The sequence below is a fragment of the Anaerobium acetethylicum genome, assembly GCF_900096945.1.
Lineage (GTDB): Bacteria > Bacillota > Clostridia > Lachnospirales > Lachnospiraceae > Anaerobium > Anaerobium acetethylicum.
Genome location: NZ_FMKA01000014.1, coordinates 81,097 through 100,039 on the forward strand (window position 1 = coordinate 81,097; position 18,943 = coordinate 100,039).

General features: G+C 38.8%; 25 protein-coding genes. 23 read left to right on the plus strand and 2 right to left on the minus strand.

All coding sequences use genetic code 11. The features are described 5' to 3' along the window. Positions 1-15 precede the first annotated feature (15 nt). The 10 genes from rpsK (at position 16) to rpsI (ending at position 7,401) form a co-directional block, all read left to right on the plus strand. Positions 16-411, plus strand: coding sequence for a 30S ribosomal protein S11 (gene rpsK / locus BJR36_RS11720; protein WP_091234466.1), 396 nt, complete (start codon positions 16-18; stop codon positions 409-411). A 17-nt stretch (positions 412-428) separates the two neighbouring features. Beyond that, positions 429-1,022, plus strand: coding sequence for a 30S ribosomal protein S4 (rpsD, locus tag BJR36_RS11725; protein ID WP_091234468.1), 594 nt, complete (start codon positions 429-431; stop codon positions 1,020-1,022). A 70-nt stretch (positions 1,023-1,092) separates the two neighbouring features. After that, a complete protein-coding gene (locus BJR36_RS11730) occupies positions 1,093-2,052 on the plus strand; it encodes a DNA-directed RNA polymerase subunit alpha (RefSeq protein ID WP_091234469.1) in 960 nt (319 codons plus the stop codon). 85 nt (positions 2,053-2,137) lie between these two features. Further along, positions 2,138-2,674, plus strand: a complete 537-nt coding sequence (locus tag BJR36_RS11735) for a bL17 family ribosomal protein (RefSeq protein ID WP_091234472.1) — start codon at positions 2,138-2,140, stop codon at positions 2,672-2,674. A gap of 364 nt (positions 2,675-3,038) precedes the next feature. After that, positions 3,039-3,881: an energy-coupling factor transporter ATPase gene (locus tag BJR36_RS11745; protein ID WP_091234475.1), complete on the plus strand. Its 843-nt coding sequence runs from the start codon at positions 3,039-3,041 to the stop codon at positions 3,879-3,881. Further along, positions 3,875-4,750 (plus strand): energy-coupling factor transporter ATPase, encoded by an 876-nt coding sequence (locus BJR36_RS11750; protein ID WP_091234478.1) that lies wholly within the window; start codon positions 3,875-3,877, stop codon positions 4,748-4,750. The genes BJR36_RS11745 and BJR36_RS11750 overlap by 7 nt, the downstream gene beginning before the upstream one ends. A 4-nt stretch (positions 4,751-4,754) precedes the next feature. Beyond that, entirely contained in the window at positions 4,755-5,552 is a 798-nt protein-coding gene (locus tag BJR36_RS11755; RefSeq protein ID WP_091234480.1) for an energy-coupling factor transporter transmembrane component T family protein, read from the plus strand. 34 nt (positions 5,553-5,586) lie between these two features. Next, the gene (gene truA, locus BJR36_RS11760) at positions 5,587-6,348 is read left to right on the plus strand and encodes a tRNA pseudouridine(38-40) synthase TruA (RefSeq protein WP_091234483.1); all 762 of its coding nucleotides are present in this window, start codon (positions 5,587-5,589) and stop codon (positions 6,346-6,348) included. 197 nt (positions 6,349-6,545) lie between these two features. Beyond that, the gene (gene rplM, locus BJR36_RS11765; RefSeq protein WP_091234485.1) at positions 6,546-6,980 is read left to right on the plus strand and encodes a 50S ribosomal protein L13; all 435 of its coding nucleotides are present in this window, start codon (positions 6,546-6,548) and stop codon (positions 6,978-6,980) included. Between the two features lie 28 nt (positions 6,981-7,008). Next, positions 7,009-7,401, plus strand: coding sequence for a 30S ribosomal protein S9 (gene rpsI / locus BJR36_RS11770; protein ID WP_091234488.1), 393 nt, complete (start codon positions 7,009-7,011; stop codon positions 7,399-7,401). A gap of 192 nt (positions 7,402-7,593) precedes the next feature. Here rpsI and BJR36_RS11775 read toward each other — a convergent pair whose 3' ends face one another. Next, a complete protein-coding gene (locus BJR36_RS11775; protein ID WP_091234491.1) occupies positions 7,594-8,649 on the minus strand; it encodes a tyrosine-type recombinase/integrase in 1,056 nt (351 codons plus the stop codon). A 63-nt stretch (positions 8,650-8,712) separates the two neighbouring features. Further along, positions 8,713-9,369 carry a helix-turn-helix domain-containing protein gene (locus tag BJR36_RS11780; RefSeq protein ID WP_242875541.1) on the minus strand — a complete coding sequence of 219 codons (657 nt, stop codon included), beginning with the start codon at positions 9,367-9,369 and terminating at the stop codon, positions 8,713-8,715. Between the two features lie 140 nt (positions 9,370-9,509). Here BJR36_RS11780 and BJR36_RS11785 point away from each other — a divergent pair, with 140 nt between their 5' ends. The 13 genes from BJR36_RS11785 to BJR36_RS20335 all read left to right on the plus strand — a co-directional run bounded on the left by BJR36_RS11785 (position 9,510) and on the right by BJR36_RS20335 (position 18,203). Further along, positions 9,510-9,710 (plus strand): helix-turn-helix domain-containing protein, encoded by a 201-nt coding sequence (locus tag BJR36_RS11785; RefSeq protein WP_091234497.1) that lies wholly within the window; start codon positions 9,510-9,512, stop codon positions 9,708-9,710. Positions 9,711-9,723: 13 nt separating this feature from the next. Further along, positions 9,724-9,969, plus strand: a complete 246-nt coding sequence (locus BJR36_RS11790) for a hypothetical protein (protein WP_091234500.1) — start codon at positions 9,724-9,726, stop codon at positions 9,967-9,969. Positions 9,970-10,014: 45 nt separating this feature from the next. Beyond that, positions 10,015-11,166, plus strand: a complete 1,152-nt coding sequence (locus BJR36_RS11795; RefSeq protein WP_091234503.1) for an AAA family ATPase — start codon at positions 10,015-10,017, stop codon at positions 11,164-11,166. Between the two features lie 13 nt (positions 11,167-11,179). Beyond that, positions 11,180-11,353: a hypothetical protein gene (locus tag BJR36_RS20330; protein WP_169823675.1), complete on the plus strand. Its 174-nt coding sequence runs from the start codon at positions 11,180-11,182 to the stop codon at positions 11,351-11,353. Between the two features lie 129 nt (positions 11,354-11,482). Next, a complete protein-coding gene (locus tag BJR36_RS11800; RefSeq protein WP_091234506.1) occupies positions 11,483-11,716 on the plus strand; it encodes a complexin-2 in 234 nt (77 codons plus the stop codon). A gap of 432 nt (positions 11,717-12,148) precedes the next feature. Then, positions 12,149-13,525 (plus strand): MobA/MobL family protein, encoded by a 1,377-nt coding sequence (locus BJR36_RS11805; RefSeq protein ID WP_091234509.1) that lies wholly within the window; start codon positions 12,149-12,151, stop codon positions 13,523-13,525. 346 nt (positions 13,526-13,871) lie between these two features. Continuing rightward, positions 13,872-14,357 (plus strand): hypothetical protein, encoded by a 486-nt coding sequence (locus tag BJR36_RS11810; protein WP_091234514.1) that lies wholly within the window; start codon positions 13,872-13,874, stop codon positions 14,355-14,357. A gap of 74 nt (positions 14,358-14,431) precedes the next feature. Continuing rightward, entirely contained in the window at positions 14,432-14,902 is a 471-nt protein-coding gene (locus tag BJR36_RS11815) for a hypothetical protein (protein ID WP_091234516.1), read from the plus strand. A 47-nt stretch (positions 14,903-14,949) separates the two neighbouring features. Next, positions 14,950-15,915 carry a caspase family protein gene (locus tag BJR36_RS11820; RefSeq protein WP_091234519.1) on the plus strand — a complete coding sequence of 322 codons (966 nt, stop codon included), beginning with the start codon at positions 14,950-14,952 and terminating at the stop codon, positions 15,913-15,915. A gap of 398 nt (positions 15,916-16,313) precedes the next feature. After that, on the plus strand, positions 16,314-16,793 hold the full coding sequence (locus tag BJR36_RS11830) for a toll/interleukin-1 receptor domain-containing protein (protein ID WP_091234521.1): 480 nt from the start codon (positions 16,314-16,316) through the stop codon (positions 16,791-16,793). A 35-nt stretch (positions 16,794-16,828) separates the two neighbouring features. Beyond that, positions 16,829-17,278: a RipA family octameric membrane protein gene (locus BJR36_RS11835; protein ID WP_091234525.1), complete on the plus strand. Its 450-nt coding sequence runs from the start codon at positions 16,829-16,831 to the stop codon at positions 17,276-17,278. 1 nt (position 17,279) lies between these two features. Beyond that, the gene (locus BJR36_RS11840; RefSeq protein ID WP_091234526.1) at positions 17,280-17,687 is read left to right on the plus strand and encodes a TIR domain-containing protein; all 408 of its coding nucleotides are present in this window, start codon (positions 17,280-17,282) and stop codon (positions 17,685-17,687) included. Positions 17,688-18,062: 375 nt separating this feature from the next. Beyond that, positions 18,063-18,203, plus strand: coding sequence for a P-loop NTPase family protein (locus BJR36_RS20335; protein WP_169823676.1), 141 nt, complete (start codon positions 18,063-18,065; stop codon positions 18,201-18,203). The last annotated feature ends 740 nt before the right edge of the window (positions 18,204-18,943 follow it).

Below are 18,943 nucleotides of genomic sequence, written 5' to 3' on the forward strand. Positions count from 1 at the left end.
AGGTTAGTTTAAAAAATGGCTAAAAAAGTTACCAAAAAAGTGACAAAAAAGCGTGTTAAGAAAAACGTTGAACGCGGACAGGCACATATCCAGTCATCATTTAACAATACTATAGTTACATTAACTGATGCTGAAGGAAATGCTTTATCATGGGCAAGTGCTGGTGGTCTTGGATTTAGAGGTTCAAGGAAATCTACTCCTTATGCAGCTCAGATGGCAGCAGAAACTGCTACTAAGGCAGCTTTAGTACACGGTCTTAAAACTGTAGAAGTTATGGTTAAGGGTCCAGGATCTGGAAGAGAAGCAGCAATCCGTGCGCTTCAGGCATGCGGTCTTGAAGTAACTAGTATCAAAGACGTAACTCCAGTTCCACATAATGGATGCCGTCCACCAAAACGTAGAAGAGTTTAATAGGAGGTGTAATAGAGATGGCAGTTAATAGAGTTCCTGTTCTTAAAAGATGTAGATCACTTGGATTAGATCCAATTTACTTAGGAATAGATAAGAAATCAACAAGAGAATTAAGAAGAGCTAACAAGAAGATGAGCGAATACGGTCTTCAGCTTAGAGAAAAACAGAAAGCAAAATTCATTTACGGTGTATTAGAAAAACCATTCCACAATTATTACCTGAAAGCTAAAAAAATGGCTGGTCTTGCAGGTCCTAACTTAATGGTTTTACTTGAACTTAGATTAGACAACGTAATTTACAGATTAGGTTTTGCTAGAACAAGAAAAGAAGCAAGACAGATTGTTGACCATAAACATGTATTAGTTAATGGCAAACAGGTTAATATCCCTTCATATTTAGTTAAAGCTGGCGATGTTATCGAAATCAAAGAAAAACACAAAGGTTCTCAGAGATACAAAGATATCTTAGAGGTTACAGGCGGAAGACTTGTTCCTGAATGGATTGATGCTGATCAGGAAAACCTGAAGGGTTCAATTAAAGAAGTACCTTCAAGAGAAGTTATCGACGTTCCTGTAGACGAAATGCTTATTGTCGAGTTATATTCTAAATAATCCGTAACTGGATTTTAAAAGGAATATGACTTCCCTCAATATTATGATAACCCAAAGGAGGGGCTTTGTAGTGTTCGATTTTAACAAACCAAAGATTGAGATTGCTGAGATCTCAGATGACAGAAAATATGGAAAATTCGTAGTCGAACCTCTGGAAAGAGGATACGGCACGACTCTTGGCAATTCATTAAGAAGAATTATGCTTTCATCTTTACCAGGTGCGGCAGTAAGTCAGGTAAAAATCGACGGAGTTTTACATGAATTCAGCTCCATACCAGGTGTTAAAGAAGATGTTACAGAAATCATAATGAATATCAAAAGCTTAGCAATAAAAAACAGCAGTGACACAAACGAACCCAAAGTCGCTTATATTGAGGTTGAGGGCGAAGGTGTTGTCACCGCAGCTGATATTCAGGCTGATCCGGATATTGAAATCTTGAATCCGGATCAGGTAATCGCAACACTTAACGGTGATGCAGACAGCAAATTATACATGGAACTCACCATTACTAAAGGCAGAGGCTATGTAAGTTCAGACAAGAATAAAAATGACGAGCTTCCAATCGGAGTTATCTCCGTGGATTCTATCTATACTCCTGTAGAACGCGTTAACCTTGCTGTTCAGAACACACGTGTAGGTCAGATTACTGATTATGATAAACTTACATTAGAAGTATTCACAAACGGAACCCTGGTTCCTGATGAAGCTGTAAGTTTAGCAGCAAAAGTATTGAGCGAACATTTAAGCCTCTTTATTGATCTTTCAGAAAACGCGAAGACTGCAGAAGTCATGATCGAAAAGGAAGACAATGAAAAAGAAAAAGTGCTCGAAATGAATATCGATGAACTGGAATTATCAGTTCGTTCTTATAATTGCTTAAAGAGAGCCGGAATTAACACTGTTGAAGAGCTTACTAACAGAACATCAGAAGATATGATGAAAGTTAGAAATCTTGGACGCAAGTCTTTAGAAGAAGTTTTGGCTAAATTAAAAGAGCTTGGATTACAGCTTAACCCAAGCGAAGACTAATATTAAGATTATATTACGTTGCTGAGCTCGTTAATACTTGAACATCAAGTGTTCGATGCAAGTGCTCAAGTAAGGAGGTAAGAAAGTGGCAGGATATAGAAAACTTGGAAGAACTTCAAGTCAGAGAAAAGCTTTAATCAGAAACCAGGTAACAGCTCTTATCAACAACGGTAAGATTGTTACAACTGAAGCAAAAGCAAAAGAAATTCGTAAAGTTGCTGAAGGTCTTATTGCAATGGCAGTTAAGGAAAGAGACAACTTTGAAACAGTTACAGTTACTGCAAAGGTAGCTCGTAAAGATAAAGACGGTAAAAGAGTTAAAGAAGTAGTAGATGGTAAGAAAGTTTCTGTTTTCGACGAAGTTGAAAAAACAGTTAAAAAAGACAAACCATCACGTCTTCACGCTAGAAGACAGATGCTTAAAGTTCTTTATACTGTAACAGAAGTTCCAGCTGATGCAGCTGGCAAGAAGAAAAACACGAAAGAAGTAGATTTAGTAGATAAATTATTTACTGAAATCGCTCCTAAGTATGCAGATCGTAACGGTGGATACACAAGAATCGTAAAGATTGGCCAGCGTAAAGGTGATGCAGCTATGGAAGTTCTTTTAGAGTTAATCTAAGAACTTATGCCCCCGCTAATTTAGCGGGGGATTTTTTTCGCGAAAAGCAATGAGCAGGGACCATGCAGAAAGGCACGGGCTGCCTGCTTGCAGACAAGACAGTGCAATTCTGCATGGAGTGGGCGAATGCCCGCGAGCCTCTGAAACCAGCTTTGCTGGCTTTAGAGGCTTGTCCCTGCGGACAAAAGGCCAGCAGTCTTTTCTTTTGCTTTTGTTTTTGCTTCATAAACCGCGAAGCTGGTTCATGAGCCCTGTCCCTGCGGCCTGCATACTACCCAAAACCCGAAAAACCTTGCATTTACATATAAATTGTCATAAAATTAAGTTTATTGAAATTGAATTTTACAAGATAGGATGATACAGCATGGGAATCATTGAAGCTGCAAAGCTGGCTTTTGAATATATACGAAGAGATGAAGATGGAAATGTAGAGTCCATTGTAAGAGCTCTTGATGGAATCGACTTAGACGTAAAGAAGGGGGATTTTATTGCCATCCTGGGCCATAACGGATCAGGAAAATCCACCCTGGCGAAGCATATGAACGGAATCCTTTTTCCGACAGAAGGCACACTTCTTGTTGATGGCAAGGACACTGCTGATGAGAGGAATATCTGGGATATCCGGCAGACAGCTGGAATGGTATTTCAGAACCCCGACAACCAGATCATTGGAACAATGGTAGAAGAGGATGTAGGATTCGGCCCGGAAAACATTGGCGTTCCCACGGAGGAAATCTGGAAACGCGTCGATGCTGCCTTAAAGAGCGTTGATATGGTGAAATACCGCAAACATTCTCCGAATAAGCTGTCCGGAGGGCAGAAACAGAGAGTTGCAATAGCAGGCGTAGTGGCAATGCGCCCCAAATGCATCATTCTTGATGAGCCGACGGCAATGCTTGATCCAATCGGGCGCAGGGAAGTAATCGAAACCGTAAAGGAACTGAATGAAAAAGAAGGGGTGACCGTCATATTAATCACCCATTATATGGAAGAAGTGATATCGTCTGACAAGGTATATGTAATGGACGGCGGCAGAATCGTGATGCAGGGAACTCCGAAGGAAATATTTTCAAAGGTCGATGAACTTAAAAAGTACCGTCTTGACGTACCACAGGTGACCCTGCTGGCACATGAACTCCAACTGGAAGGGATAGACCTGCCTGACGGAATTTTGACAATAGACGAGTTGGTGGGTGAATTATGTTGATTTCGGTAAAAAATGTAAATTACGTGTACGGTAGCGGAACAGCCTATGAAACACAGGCGCTTAAGGACATTAATCTGGAGATTGACCAGGGCGAATTCATCGGCATCATCGGGCATACCGGTTCCGGAAAATCCACTCTGATCCAGCATCTTAACGGCCTGATGAAGGCCACTTCGGGGACGATTTTTTTTGACGGAAAAGACATCTATGAAAAAGGCTATTCAATGAAACAGCTGCGCAGCAAGGTCGGGCTGGTATTCCAGTATCCTGAGCACCAGCTTTTTGAGACCGATATATTCAGGGATGTTTGCTTTGGACCAAAAAATCTTGGACTTCCGAAGGAAGAGGTAGAACGACGGGCAAAAGATGCCCTGAGAGAGGTCGGAATTGATGAAAAGCTTTTCGACCAGTCGCCATTTGACCTTTCCGGCGGGCAGAAGAGAAGAGTGGCAATCGCCGGAGTGCTTGCAATGGAACCGCAGGTGCTCATATTAGATGAGCCTACGGCCGGCCTCGATCCGAAAGGCAGGAATGAGATACTTGAGCAGATAAGCATGCTCCACAGGGAAAAGAAGATTACTGTGATTCTGGTGTCTCATAGCATGGAGGACGTGGCAAAATACGTGGACAGGATAATCGTCATGAACCAGGGTGAGCTGATGTACAATGACGCACCCAGGGAAGTGTTCAGGCATTACAAGGAGCTTGAAAAAGTTGGCCTTGCGGCTCCACAGGTAACGTATATCATGAACAGGCTTAAGGAAAAATGTCTGGCTGTGAATACTGATGCCACAACCATAGAAGAGGCAAAAGAAGAGATACTGAAGGCATTGAAACAAAGAAGCATTCATTTGCCGGGAAACAGGTGAAAAAATGATTAGAGATATAACATTAGGACAATATTATCCAATAGATTCGGTGATCCACAGGCTTGACCCAAGGGTGAAGCTGGTGTCGACCCTGATATTCGTAATATCCCTGTTTATGTTTAAAAACTTCAGCGGATATATAGCAGCAACTCTATTCCTGTTTGGAATAATCAAATTGTCAAAGGTACCTTTCAGGTACATGGTAAAGGGCCTCAAGGCAGTATTGATCCTTCTGATGATAACGGTAGTGTTTAACCTGTTCCTGACCCCTGGAAAGCCCATATTCGAGTTCTGGATCGTGACGATTACCGATGAAGGACTGAAAACAGCCGGTTTTATGGCAATAAGACTCACCTATTTAATAATAGGCTCCTCCATCATGACCCTGACCACGACTCCTAACAACCTGACAGATGGCCTTGAAGACCTTATGCGTCCGCTGTCAAAAGTCAGGGTGCCCGTACATGAGATTGCTATGATGATGTCCATCGCTTTACGATTTATTCCGATACTTCTGGAAGAAACGGATAAAATCATGAAGGCCCAGATTGCCAGGGGAGCTGATTTTGAAAGCGGGAATATTGTGCAGAAGGCAAAGAGCCTTGTGCCGCTGCTGGTCCCGCTTTTTGTATCTGCCTTCCGAAGGGCCAACGATTTAGCCATGGCCATGGAAGCAAGATGCTATCGCGGCGGCGAGGGAAGAACAAAAATGAAACCGCTGATTTATCAGGCAAACGATTACCGGGCTTATGCCTTAAATGCGGCATACCTGATTGCAGTCATTGTGATACAGAGGCTCTGAGGAATCAGACAAAATTTATAAGTACAGGTGCAATATGAAGAGAATAAAGATGACCGTTGCGTATGACGGCACGAACTACTGCGGCTGGCAGGTGCAGCCAAATGGAATTACAATAGAAGAGGTTCTGAACACGCATCTTTCCAAATTGTTGAAGGAAGAAATCAGGGTAATTGGAGCCAGCAGGACTGATTCCGGAGTCCATGCCCTCGCGAATGTGGCGGTGTTTGACACGAAGGCCAGGATGCCCGGGGACAAAATATCCTTCGCAATGAACCAGCGGCTTCCTGAAGATATCATAGTGCAGGGATCGGAGGAAGTGCCATCCGATTTTCATCCAAGATACTGCAATAGCGTAAAGACTTATGAATACAAAATCCTGAACAGAACCTTCAACATACCATCTTACCGCCTGAATACTCATTTCGTATATGTGCCGCTTGATGTGGAAGCCATGAAACAGGCCGCCGGATATCTGGTAGGACGGCATGACTTCAGGAGCTTCTGCACCCCGAGAACCCAGGTGAATGATTTCGTAAGAGAGATCTATGCATTGGACGTATCAAAGGAAGGCGATATCATAACCATGAGGATATCCGGCAGCGGCTTCCTCTACAACATGGTGAGAATAATCGCCGGAACACTTATCAGGGTGGGATCAGGATACTATGCGCCTGAATACATCCCGGAAATACTGGAAAAGAAGGACAGAAATGCCGCAGGACCCACAGCTCCGGCAAGGGGTCTCACCCTAATAAAGATCGATTACCCGCTTGACGAGGATGAGATAACGGATTGATAAGCTGTTGAGGGCCTGATGAAAAACCTGATAAGGACCTGATGAGAAATCTAAAAATCATCTAAAAACGGGTTGACACACCAGGCACGGTATTATATAATGTATCGGTATGACAAAGTCAAGAAATGTCCGAGCCAAAGCCCCGGTTAAGGCATTTTACATAATAATAATATTTGATTATCTAAGGAGGTACACCCATGAAAAGTTATATGGCTAGCGCAGAAACAATTGAAAGAAAATGGTATGTAGTTGACGCTACAGGATATACATTAGGACGCATGGCATCCGAAATTGCAAAAGTATTAAGAGGAAAGAACAAACCTCAGTTTACACCGCATATGGATGCTGGTGATTATGTAATCGTAATCAACGCTGACAAGATTAAAGTAACTGGTAAGAAAATGGATCAGAAAATCTACTACAATCATTCAGATTATGTAGGTGGAATGAAAGAAACTACTCTTAAGGAAATGATGGCAAAGAAACCTGAAACAGTTATCGAACTTGCTGTTAAAGGAATGCTTCCAAAAGGACCTTTAGGAAGATCAATGATCAAAAAATTACACGTATACGCAGGTGCAGAACACGGACATGACGCTCAGAAACCTGAAGTATTAGAATTCAAATTTTAATTAGAGTATCTGAAAGGAGGAAATTACATTGGCTAAAGCAAAATTTTACGGAACCGGAAGAAGAAAAAAAAGTATTGCAAGAGTATACTTAGTACCTGGAACAGGTAACATTACTATAAATAAAAGAGGAATCGACGAATACTTAGGACTTGAAACACTTAAAGTTATCGTTCGTCAGCCATTAACATTAACAGAAACACTTGATAAGTTTGATGTTATTGTAAACGTACACGGAGGTGGATACACTGGCCAGGCTGGTGCTATCAGACACGGTATCTCAAGAGCATTATTACAGGCAGACGGAGAATACCGTCCAGCTCTTAAAAAAGCAGGTTTCTTAACAAGAGATCCAAGAATGAAAGAAAGAAAGAAATACGGACTCAAAGCAGCACGTCGTGCGCCACAGTTCTCAAAGAGATAGTCTGCGGTCAACGCAAACATCACGAAAAGCCCGATTTTACAAGGGTTACAGACGTTGTGGGTTGTTGTCAAATGTGCTGGATTTCAAACGGTATGCAACACATATGCAACAGGTATGCAACAAAAATATTAAAGATATGTATTGGACATTTTCTGGTGAGCAATCACTGGAAAGTGTCCTTTCTTTTTGTGTCTAAACCTTATTGATAGCATCGACAAGTTCATTAATATCAAAGTGGGTGTAGACTTTTTCTGTCAGCGTCATAGCACCAGAGTGTCCCACAATCTTCTTGATAATCGTCTGATCCACACCAGCTTCTGCCAGCATGGAAATTGCTGTATGCCGGCAACAATGCGGTGTTCGATTGATTTTAAGCTGTTCCATGAGAGGAAAGAAGTAGCTGTCATAGTAATTGCGGTACAGGAAGTGCTTTCCGTCTTCGGTGTGAAGTAGATATTTGCAATCGGGACATGAAGCAAACCAAGCCTTGTAGAAAGGCAGCACCTTGTCAGCGATAGGAACTTTTCGTATGCCATTATCTGTCTTGCTGCTGACCACATCGAAATACTGTTCTTCTAAGTGAACATTTTCCTTTTTTAAATCTAAAAATTCTGAAATCCTCACTCCGTTATACAGAAGCATAAGGACAATCTGGTAATACTTATCTTCTTTCTGTTTCCAGATGCGGCCAATCTCTTTCTTTTCAAATTTGTTGCGGTCATACTTGTTTGGGTTGCGGTCTTTGTACTGAACGACATCTACAAAGCTGGAATAATCTTTGTTGCAGATATCGTTCTTAATTGCAAAGTCGTAAAGCTGATTAAACAATACTTTGATTTTTTTCAGAGTAGGGAAGTTCTTGCCACAGGTGTCAATCACTGTCTGTAAATCTACTAGCTTTAAGTCTTTAAAAACCTTGTTGTAAAGGCTTCCACATGTCTTATAAGCAGCTGTATAGCCGTTTACATTGGAAGCTGACACAGTCGGATACTTCCGATCAGACCATTCCTCGTACACATCTGTAAAGGTCATTTTAGCGGCTTTGGTATCAAATGGGTTGTTGTTATAATCGGCAAGCATCTGCAAGCCCTCGGCTTTTGTTGGCGCATAGCCTATAACAAGAAACTCCTGTACCTGCCTGTCCTTTTCCTTATCATATCGAAAACCATTTGTTTTTCGGACAATATAAGGATTTCTCCTTTTCCCGGAAAGTTTTACAACGCTTCCGTATCCGTTGGGTAACTTCATAGCACATCCATCCTTTCACAATTTTCTATTTATATCATGGAGCATATGCTCTCATAATACCGATTATTCGGCAGACGGCTTTGGAGGAAAGCGCTCATTAATTAGAGCATTTCTTCGCTTTAATCTGGTTGTAAGATCCAATTCTTCAAATTCCTTGTTTTTCAAAACAGCATCAGAATAGTACGCGGACGTCTTATTCTCCCAATCCCTATAAGTTTCAAGAGAAAGCCAGTATTGTTTCAAACTTTCTCTTTGATTTGCAAATTCTTCTAAAAAGAGACACATAGACGCATTGTAAGGCGCTTCGGGATCATCTCCGTCAAAGGTAATGGAACATCTCCATTTACCAGTATATTTAGGCTTTTCAACGTTAATCTCAAAATTGATATCAGCCTTTTCGTCCAAACGGAACAGAAATTCCATAATATCAGCAAGACACTTTATATCTGCAATGCCAGATTGATAACCAATAAGGTAAGTCGCGGTAGTATCGAGATTCTTAGCTAATGCGTGGATCATTGCGAGGGAAGGTTCAATTTCTCCGTTTTCATATTTTTGAATGGTTCTAAGAGACTTTTCCAGCATTTTAGCAAGCTCTGTCTGGCTGAGTCCTTTGGCTTTTCTCTGTTCGCGAATTCGTTTTCCGATTTCTTCTGTTTGACTGCTCATAAGACCTGTCCTTTCTGAATATTGATTGAGTTTATTTTTCAAGTATAACATATGAAAATACGCATTACAAGTGCATAAATGTAAGCAAAAGTGCATAAAACATTTAAAAAACTATTGACATGTGTATTTGTAGTGATTATAATTTTAAATATACGAACTAAAAGTGCATATTTAAAAGGAGGGGAATGAGGATGGACATTGATGGGATTAAAATGCAGATATTGATGGGAAAGAAAAATTTCAATATCGCAAAGTTGGCAGAGAAGAGCCAGGTATCAAGACAGACCATTTCCTGTATTAAAGCAGGAAAAAGCTGTACGCCAATTATCGCATGTAAGATAGCGGAAGCTTTAGACGTGGATGTGACAGAAATTTTGAGCATTAAAAATTAAGGGGGATGTGCTTATGGCAGAACAAAAACTATATGTGGAATTACCATGTTTTACAGGGAGGAATGTACCGATAGCAGAGATAGCTAAGGCAATCGGAAAGGATGCCCAGTATGTAAGAGTGGGATTGCAACAGGGGGTATTGAAGTTTGGAGTTGCAATGAAGATGGAAAATTCAAACGATTATAACTACTATTGTCCAGACCGTAAAGTCTGGGAAGAAACAGGTTATTTCAGAAGCAAGTTATCCAATGCAGGATAGACAGAAGGATAGCAGAGACTGTAGACAACTTAAGGAGGGAATAAAATGACAGGAAACAAAAAAATGACTGTTCCAGATGCATCTATTGGCGTAGATGCGGAACAGCCACTTGCTAAAAATTACAATGCAAGTATAACAAATTTCGGCACACAAAACAATCTTCAGGACATAAAAAGCCCAGTTAATTCTGGGCACCTGAATTCTGGGCAGGCTGGTTTGGAAACTATCTCAATGGATGAACTGTATGATGCAGTTTACCCACCCAAGATACCGATTGTAGATGGACTGATTTATAACGGAACATATCTCTTTGTAGGAGCACCGAAAGTTGGCAAATCATTCTTCATGGCTCAGCTGGGGTATCACGTCAGCAAAGGCATTCCACTGTGGGGATACCCGGTTCAAAAAGGAACAGTTTTATACCTTGCTTTGGAAGATGATTACGCAAGACTTCAAAAGCGCTTATCTAGGATGTTTGGTACGGAGAGCACGGACAATTTCTTTTTTGCCACCAAGTCAAAGAATTTAAACGAGGGATTGGAAGAAGAATTGAATCAGTTTGTAAGGGAACACAAGTATCTAAGACTTATCATCATAGATACTTTACAGAAGGTCAGAGAAGTCGGTGGGGACAAGTTCAGCTATGCTAATGATTATGAGATTGTAACAAAGTTAAAGAAATTTAGTGACGAGCATGGTATCTGCTTTCTGGTGGTGCATCACACAAGAAAGATGGAGTCCTCTGACAGCTTTGATATGATCTCAGGAACAAATGGTCTGCTGGGTGCTGCGGACGGAGCTTTCATCATGCAGAAGGAAAGACGTACCGAGAATAAGGCAGTTCTGGAAGTGGCAGGACGTGACCAGCAAGACCAGAGGCTGGAGCTGAATTTCAATCGGCAATTGTGTATCTGGGAGCTAACAAAGGCAGAGACGGAGTTATGGAAAGAGCCAGCTGATCCAATGCTGGATGCTATAGCAAAAATCATAACAGAGCAACGGCCCGAATGGAGAGGGACAGCATCGGAATTGTTGGTGCTGTTACCAGAAGTGGATACGGCCCCGAATAGTCTGACCAGAAAACTGAACATCAGCGTGGAAAATCTGCTTCTGGAATACAATATCCGTTATGAGAGTACAAGGGGGCATGATGGAAGAATGATTACTCTGACGTTTCAGCCAAAAACAGAAGAATAAGGAGAAGTCTACCATGATGAAGCAGGGGATGTGTACGAAGATTTTTGAAGATCTATTCAATGAGGAACTTTTGAATGCTGCAGACGCATACGACTTTAAAACCCTGAAAACAGAAGTTGAAGCTGTTATTAACAAGGCGTTAGAAGATTATGCACTAGTTCATAAGGCGGGAATTAATATTGACTAGGCAGTAAGGCATAATACCAAAAGCATGAGTATGTGACGATTAGTGACGGTTGCGACGGTATATTCTATATAGGTAAATAACCGTCACAATCGGCGCAACCGTCACGGAGGTGATTGGAAAGGAATTGAAATGAAAAACATTCAGATACCGGAAGAACTCTTTATTGCATTGGCGAAATACCATTTGCTGGATATAGAGGAAGTCCAGCCAGAGATAAAAAAGGGATTGATGGATAAAATGGATTCAATCACGATGCGGTTGCTATACTCCAAATACAAAACGGCACCGACAGAGGAAGAAAAAGAGAAAGCCAGAAAGGAGTATCTGGATAAGCGTGGAGTGCTAGAAGGCTTCCGATGGTAATTCGTCCCTAACTATCGATAACAGGAGCGTGGCACGCTCCTGTATATAGCAGACAACGAGAATGTCGGATTGGAAGACGATGCAATTATGATTAAACCGGAAGAGCTTGGAAGCTGGATAACGGATATCCTCATGAGCTGGATCCGTTTGCTGTGAGTGATAAACAATCACTCAAACCGGGCGGATGATTGCAGAAAAGTGACTCACGCCTGTAAAGTGATTGCAGAAAGTTCACTCACTGCTGAATGGGCGGCCGGGTGGGAGAATTTTAGACGGAAATCTATTAAAAGCCCTCGGCGTATGAGAGCGAAATACACCCATCGCACAAATCTTCGATTTGTACTCTGTGTCTTTCGCCCTGCCGGGGGCTTATTCATTCCCTTCGGGAATGGAATTACCAATAAATAATATTTATACGAAAGAGGGTGGCATATGCCAAGGCATTCATTTATTCAAATGGCAAAGCTGACTGATTTAAAAGGTCGTATTGATTACGTTACTAACCCAGATCGTCAGGAGAATTTATACGCAACATATAATACAGCAGACATTCAGTTCTGGAAAATGCTCGCCAAAGAAAACCAAGAGGATTTCAAAAGGAGTGGAACAAAAGGAAACTGCATTGAAGCAAGAGAATTTATCGTTGCTTTACCAGAGAATTTTATTGATTATGATAAAAATCGGCCTTTTAAAACAATCGTAGATTTTTTTAAAAGGGAGTATGGGGTGGAATGTTTTGCGGGACTTCATCACAATAAATCTATGAGCAATTATCATATTCATATGATTTTTGCAGAGCGAAAGCTATTACCTGAAATTATGGAGAAAATTGCTACCAGAAATATGTTTTTCAACGAGGCGGGGAAGCATGTTCGCACTAAGAAAGAAATTTTAGACGAAGATGGCGAAATCAGAGCTGGTTGTACAATTATTCCCAAAGGCGAAGCTTATGAAAGGCATTTATTTGCACCAAAGATAGAATATTTTAAAGACAAGGAATTTCTGAACGAGGCAAAGTATAAGCTGACCAAGTTAATCAATCAGTATGTGAAAGAGGAGGACAAGAAGCTGGCGGTTTTTGATAAATCTGGTCCTTATCTGCCTACGAAAAAGATCGGGAAAAACAATCCGAAAGAAAGGCAGATTAAAGCAGATAATGAAGTGAGAAAGCAATGGAATCATACGGTTGATGAAGCGTTACTTACTGGACTTATTGAGACAGAAATTGTTGTGATGAAGCGAGTGCAGATTTCGGAAAAGGTAAAGGAGTCTATTCAGACTTATGGAGATTTTTCTTATCTTTTTAAGAGTATTGTGGAGGCAGCTATTAATTTTTTGAAAGAGATTATCAGTAAGTTTTTGGTACCACCAAAGCCAGTGTTTCATGGAGATATGGAAAAGTTCAATCGGATGGAAGAACAAAGGCAAGGATTTATGTGTTTAGTAAAGCAGATCAAGACCATTAATGGTCTGGAAATACAGCCGATGAAAGCACGTTATGAATTGCTTAATCCGGTGTTTAAAGCGAAGGAGCGAAAGGAATTGGCGAAGAAGCTGAATGTAGCAGTTATGCATAAGAATAATTTGGAGCTTCAATTATCGTCTATGATTGAAAGTGCTGGGTATCAGAGTATAGGGGGATTTATGGAGGATTATAATCGGTTTTCTGAGGAGGTTAGTCGGTATAAGGAGGAAGTTGGCGATTGGGTAAGGGGGTGTCGGGTGATAGAGATAAAGAATAGATATGTGAAAGAACAGAATGATGAAGGGATAAACAATCCCAAAGAGAAATATCGAAATGCCCGATAAAATATAAAAAATTACAATTAATTTCATGCAGAACAATTTGGAAATATTATAAATTCTTGGTGGCTTGAATCTGACAAGTGTGATAGAATTAACTTGGGTTTTATCATCTTTTGGATAAATCCAAGTTGATTTGAATCATAGCATTTAATGACTATGAGATGGCACGAGAGAGTTTTAGGGGACTTTGTATGTGCTACAATACCCATAAGGAGACCTGTTAATGAAGATAATACTATTAAGTTTTAAACCAGAGTGGTTTAAAAAAATAAAAAATAGAAGCAAGATATATGAATACAGAAGAAACTTTGCAAACGAAGAAGTTATGGCATAAGGACTGGAGGTAGTTATGGACATTTCAACATTAAATGTATTGGCAGAACTGGGTGCTAATTTAACATCACTGGCAGTAAAAGGAACGGCAACAGCTATGCATAGCAAAATCGAGTCAGTTAAAACGGAAAGAAACGTAGAATCATTAAGAGCAACATATGATGAAATGATTAATCAACTTTTATCCGAACGTGAAGAAGCAATTAGAATTGCGCAGGTATATAAAGCTGAACTAGAAAAAGTGGAAATTAGCGATGATGATATAGAACATTTGCATAATACTGTAACTAAGGTTTTAGAAATTATGAAAATCATGTCCCCAAACGCTACATCACTAGATAGTTTTGAACAATTAAAAGAATTAATAAGTATTGATACGCTAAAAACAATGCAATTACTTGGGTTTAATTACAAAGCGGCAATAGGTGAACCATTGACAGAGTTGTGTGCGAGCGCTATAGGGAATATGGGACGAAAAGGAAATGTTTCTCGAAGAAAATGAATCTAAGGCTAAATTTTGATGAGGTTTTTTTGTTTCAGGAAATTATTTACACGATTAGAAGAAAGGAGTAAGAAGTGAAAGATATTTTTTTAAGTAGACCTAGTTGGGTTGAATCAAAATATGATTTAGGTCTTAGTGGCTTTACCAGTCAGTTGGGTATGCTTGACTTAAGCCCCAAAACAGTAGGTACAAATGTTTTTCCTACGACTAGCCCTATGGATACCGTGATAGATTTAATGAAAAAATGTGCTGGGACAATAGTGGTTGGATATCCTCAGATTACTATGGAAAGCGGCTATGTTAAGGAACAAAAAATCTCCGATATACGAATGTTTGCTACAGAATGGAATCACATAGAAGCGGCGCTTGCATATAGTTTGAACATGCCTCTTTTAGTAATACATGATACTTCTATTACGAGAGGTGTTTTTGATAGAGGGGCTTTGAACTCATTTATTTATTCTGTAGATATGAGCAATAAAGACTGGTTTGCAGCGAAAGAAATACAAGGCGTATTAAAAGAATGGGCGGATACATTAAAGTAATTATATAAGATATTTGAAAATTAAAAAGGGGGAAGATGTAAAATAATATGAGGAAGGCATTAGTGGTTGGTATAGATGATTATTCGGGAGCAAAATTGCAGGGGTGTGTTAATGACGCAAAAGCTGTTGCAGAAATTCTTGAATATAATGAAAATGGTAGTAAAAATTTTGATGTAGACTTGTTGACTGACATATCTTCAAAGGCTATGCTGGTTGAAGCAGTTAGAAAATTGTTTTCAGGTAATGCAGATGTAGCATTATTTTATTTTTCTGGGCACGGTTATGTAGACGAAATAGGAGGTTATTTGGTTACAACGGATTTTTCCAGAGGTGATATGGGGGTAGCTATGTCAACAGTTTTGAAGTTGGCAAATGATTCGAAATGCAAAAATAGAATAATCATCTTAGATAGTTGTTATTCGGGAGAAATGGGAAAGACTGGATTTGAAGGAGAATGTAGTGTTATTAGCGATGGAGTTACAGTATTAACAGCGAGTCTACCCGTAGAAAGTGCTATTGAAATAAATGGGCATGGAGTATTTACTAGTTTGTTAATAGCTGCTTTAAATGGTGGAGCTTCAAATATTATGGGGAAAATCACACCAGGAAGTATATATTCCTATATAGATCAAGCATTAGGAGCTTGGCAACAGAGACCAGTATTTAAAACTAATATTTCGCAGTTTGTGTCTATTAGAGATATGAATGCAAAAGTTCCGTTAAATGTAGTAAGAAGTATTGTGGAGCTGTTTCCGGAAACAACATCCGAATATAAGTTGAACCCATCATATGAGTTTACAAATAGTAATCAAATAGAGCATACATTGATTGAGCCATTAGCCAACGAAGAAAATGTTAAAGTTTTTAAAATGCTTCAAAAGTTGGAAGGTATAGGAGTTATAGAACCAGTGGATGAGGAACATATGTATTTTGCGGCAATGAATTTTAAAAGTTGCAGATTAACTGCTGTAGGACAATATTATTGGAAACTTGCAAAAGACAAACGAATATGAGGGGTGAAATGAAAAAGAGGATATTTATTAGTTTTGATTATGATCATGATGTGGATAAAAAAACATGCTGATTGGACAATCGAAAAACCCGGATTCGCCATTTGAAATTATTGACATGTCAATAAAAAAATAACTTTCAAGTAATTGAAAAGAAAGTGCTAGAAGGAGAATAAAAGGATGTGATGTAGTTGGTGTTATATGTGGCGAATATACAAATGCAGCAACAGGTGTTACTGCAGAGTTAAAGATAGCGCAAGAAGAATGAGTTGATTATTTTTCACTATATGGAAGAAGTGGTAAAAATTGTGTTAAGCCGCAACAGGCTATATATATAACGATATCATATATAAGTGGAGTTGGGATAATTTGAAATTATTAATGGGAGGTAAACGCTAATTATGAATTATAAAGTATTCATCTCACATAAAAAAGAAGATGAGGAAGCAGCTTTAGAAATAAAAAGTACCTTGGTTGAAAGTGGTGTTGAGGCGTATTTAGATGTATTGGACAATACAATATGTGGGGACGGAGAAAAATTGACTAACCATATTAAGGAAAAAATCAGAGAATGTACAGATATAATCGTAGTTTTGTCAGAAAAAACGAAATTTTCCTGGTGGGTTCCTTTTGAAATTGGTATGGCATCACAAAAGGATATGCCTATTGCAAATTATTTGTTAAATACTCAGGCTCTTCCAGATTACTTAGAATATTGGCCGAGATTGAAAAATAAGATGGATGTAAAAAAATATGTGGAAACACGAAAATCTATTGCTAGCAAAATAGTAAATGAAAGAGCATTTGGAACTCCGATTCAGTTTTCAAATACTATATCTGAAACGCAGAGATTTTATTCAGAACTCAAGAAAAAACTATAAGACTAATGGCAAGGAGATGATTCGTCATTTTACTAGTGAACAAAAATCAGGAAAAAAATATACAATATATTTTTGAACAATACAAATTATATGTGGAAATGGCAGATAGAGTATGTCAGAGAAGAGCTAGTACAAATACTTTTTTTCTTTCTATAAATACAGCGATTTTGACAGTGGTTGGAACTGTGGGATTTGATATTAAAAAATATAGTCTAGTTATTTCGTTAGTAGGAATCATATTGTCATATACATGGTTTTATATTCTTCACAGCTACAAATTACTGAATTCAGGTAAATTCGAAGTTATTCATCAAATTGAAGAAAAACTACCCTTAAATCTTTACGGGTATGAATGGAATATACTTGGTGAAGGTAAGATACGATCAAAATATTGGCCTATATCGCATCTTGAAAAAATTGTTCCTGTGTTGTTTGGAGTTGTATTTGTGATTTTTGAAGTTATTTCTATTATTGGAGGTTGGTAAAATGAGCTATAATTTGTTTATAAGTCATTCATGGGCATATTCGGATGCATATGATAAATTGGTGTCAATGCTTGATGCCGCAAGTTATTTTGAGTATAAAAATTATTCTGTGCCTAAAAATGATCCTATTCATAATGCAAACAATGATATTCAATTATATAATGCAATTAAAAACCAAATGCAATATGCGAATGTTATTTTAATAATGGCAGGAGTGTATTCGTCTTATAGCAAATGGATAGATAAAGAAATTTCTATTGCTAAAAACGAATTTTACACACCCAAAAAAATAATTGCAATAGAACCATGGGGGTCGGAGAAAACCTCGCTTAAGGTTAAAAACAATGCAAATAAAATTGTGGGTTGGAATACTAATTCCATAGTAAGTGCAATTAGAGAATTATCTTAAACAAATTTTACTATGATATTATTGTACCTAAGGCTATAAAAAAGCCTGAGAAACTTCCAAAGTAGAAATCTGTTTTTGGAGTTGCAGTAATATTTTGATAAAGTATGAAAGCGTGAAGGTTATTTTCATGTGACAATAAAATGACAACACTTTTTGGTGGAAAGAGAAATAATAGGAGCAAACAGTGCATAAATGAACTAAAAATAATATAAACCAGTATATAAAAACATAAAACACCTGATAACAAGTTTAAAATTAGGAGTTTAAACAGATAAAGAAGACAATCGAACTTGTGGGGGTGGATCCAAATGTTAAGACTCCGGGAAAAAATATTTTGTGGGGATGAAATAGAAACTTGGAATCGCCCAGGCCATTATGGGAAATCAGGATATTATAATTCTGGACGAACCCTGTAATGCACTGGTCTATAAAGTAAATAAAGAGATTACGAAAATCTTATTAGGACTGAAAGAAGAAGGCAGAACGATTCTTATGACAAGCCAACGCAGTGAGTAGTAACGAGAAGTACCCCGTATAAAACAGATATGCAACAATAGATAGCTCATCCCCTTTGTTTTCGGGCTTTTCTGCTTCTCTAAATGTTCTCAAAGAGATAATATCTGCAAGATATCAAGCCCTCGAAACCCTTGTGTTTCGGGGGTTTTCTTATGTCTGGAATCCGTTAGATTGCGGATTTATTGTGAATCAAATAAAAAAGCGGTTTGTACGTGAGTGTACAGGCCGCTTTTTTATAGGTATTGTGCAAGTTAAATTCAATCACGTCGGCAGTTTTTCATCTGCCGGAGGCAAGGACATCAGCGTATATATTTGCAGTGACACCAATATCTGAATGACCGAGGTGTTCTGAAATTATCTTAAGATCCACACAGATATGAGTAACTTCATCTGGTGTTTAAGCAAGGGAGAGAAAGGAAATGGAAATTCATAAACGATATGAGCGCGACGAGGCTTTTGAGCGACCTGTGAACATACAATATCAATCAAGGAAGTAAAATATGCTGAAAGCAGTAAAGAAAATGCATGTAATATGGGGTAAAGGAACATATACCTTTATATGTAAAAAAATGGTTTCGTCCGTGTTGGGTTTATGATAGGATAAAATTGTGTTTAATATAAGGGGAACTAACGGATAAAAATGGAGAAAACATGAAGCCTAAGTAATAGGATGAATTATATTCCTATTATATGATGGTTCAGTTGCAGTGAGTTATCATTGCAAGCTTTATTCTTCATTA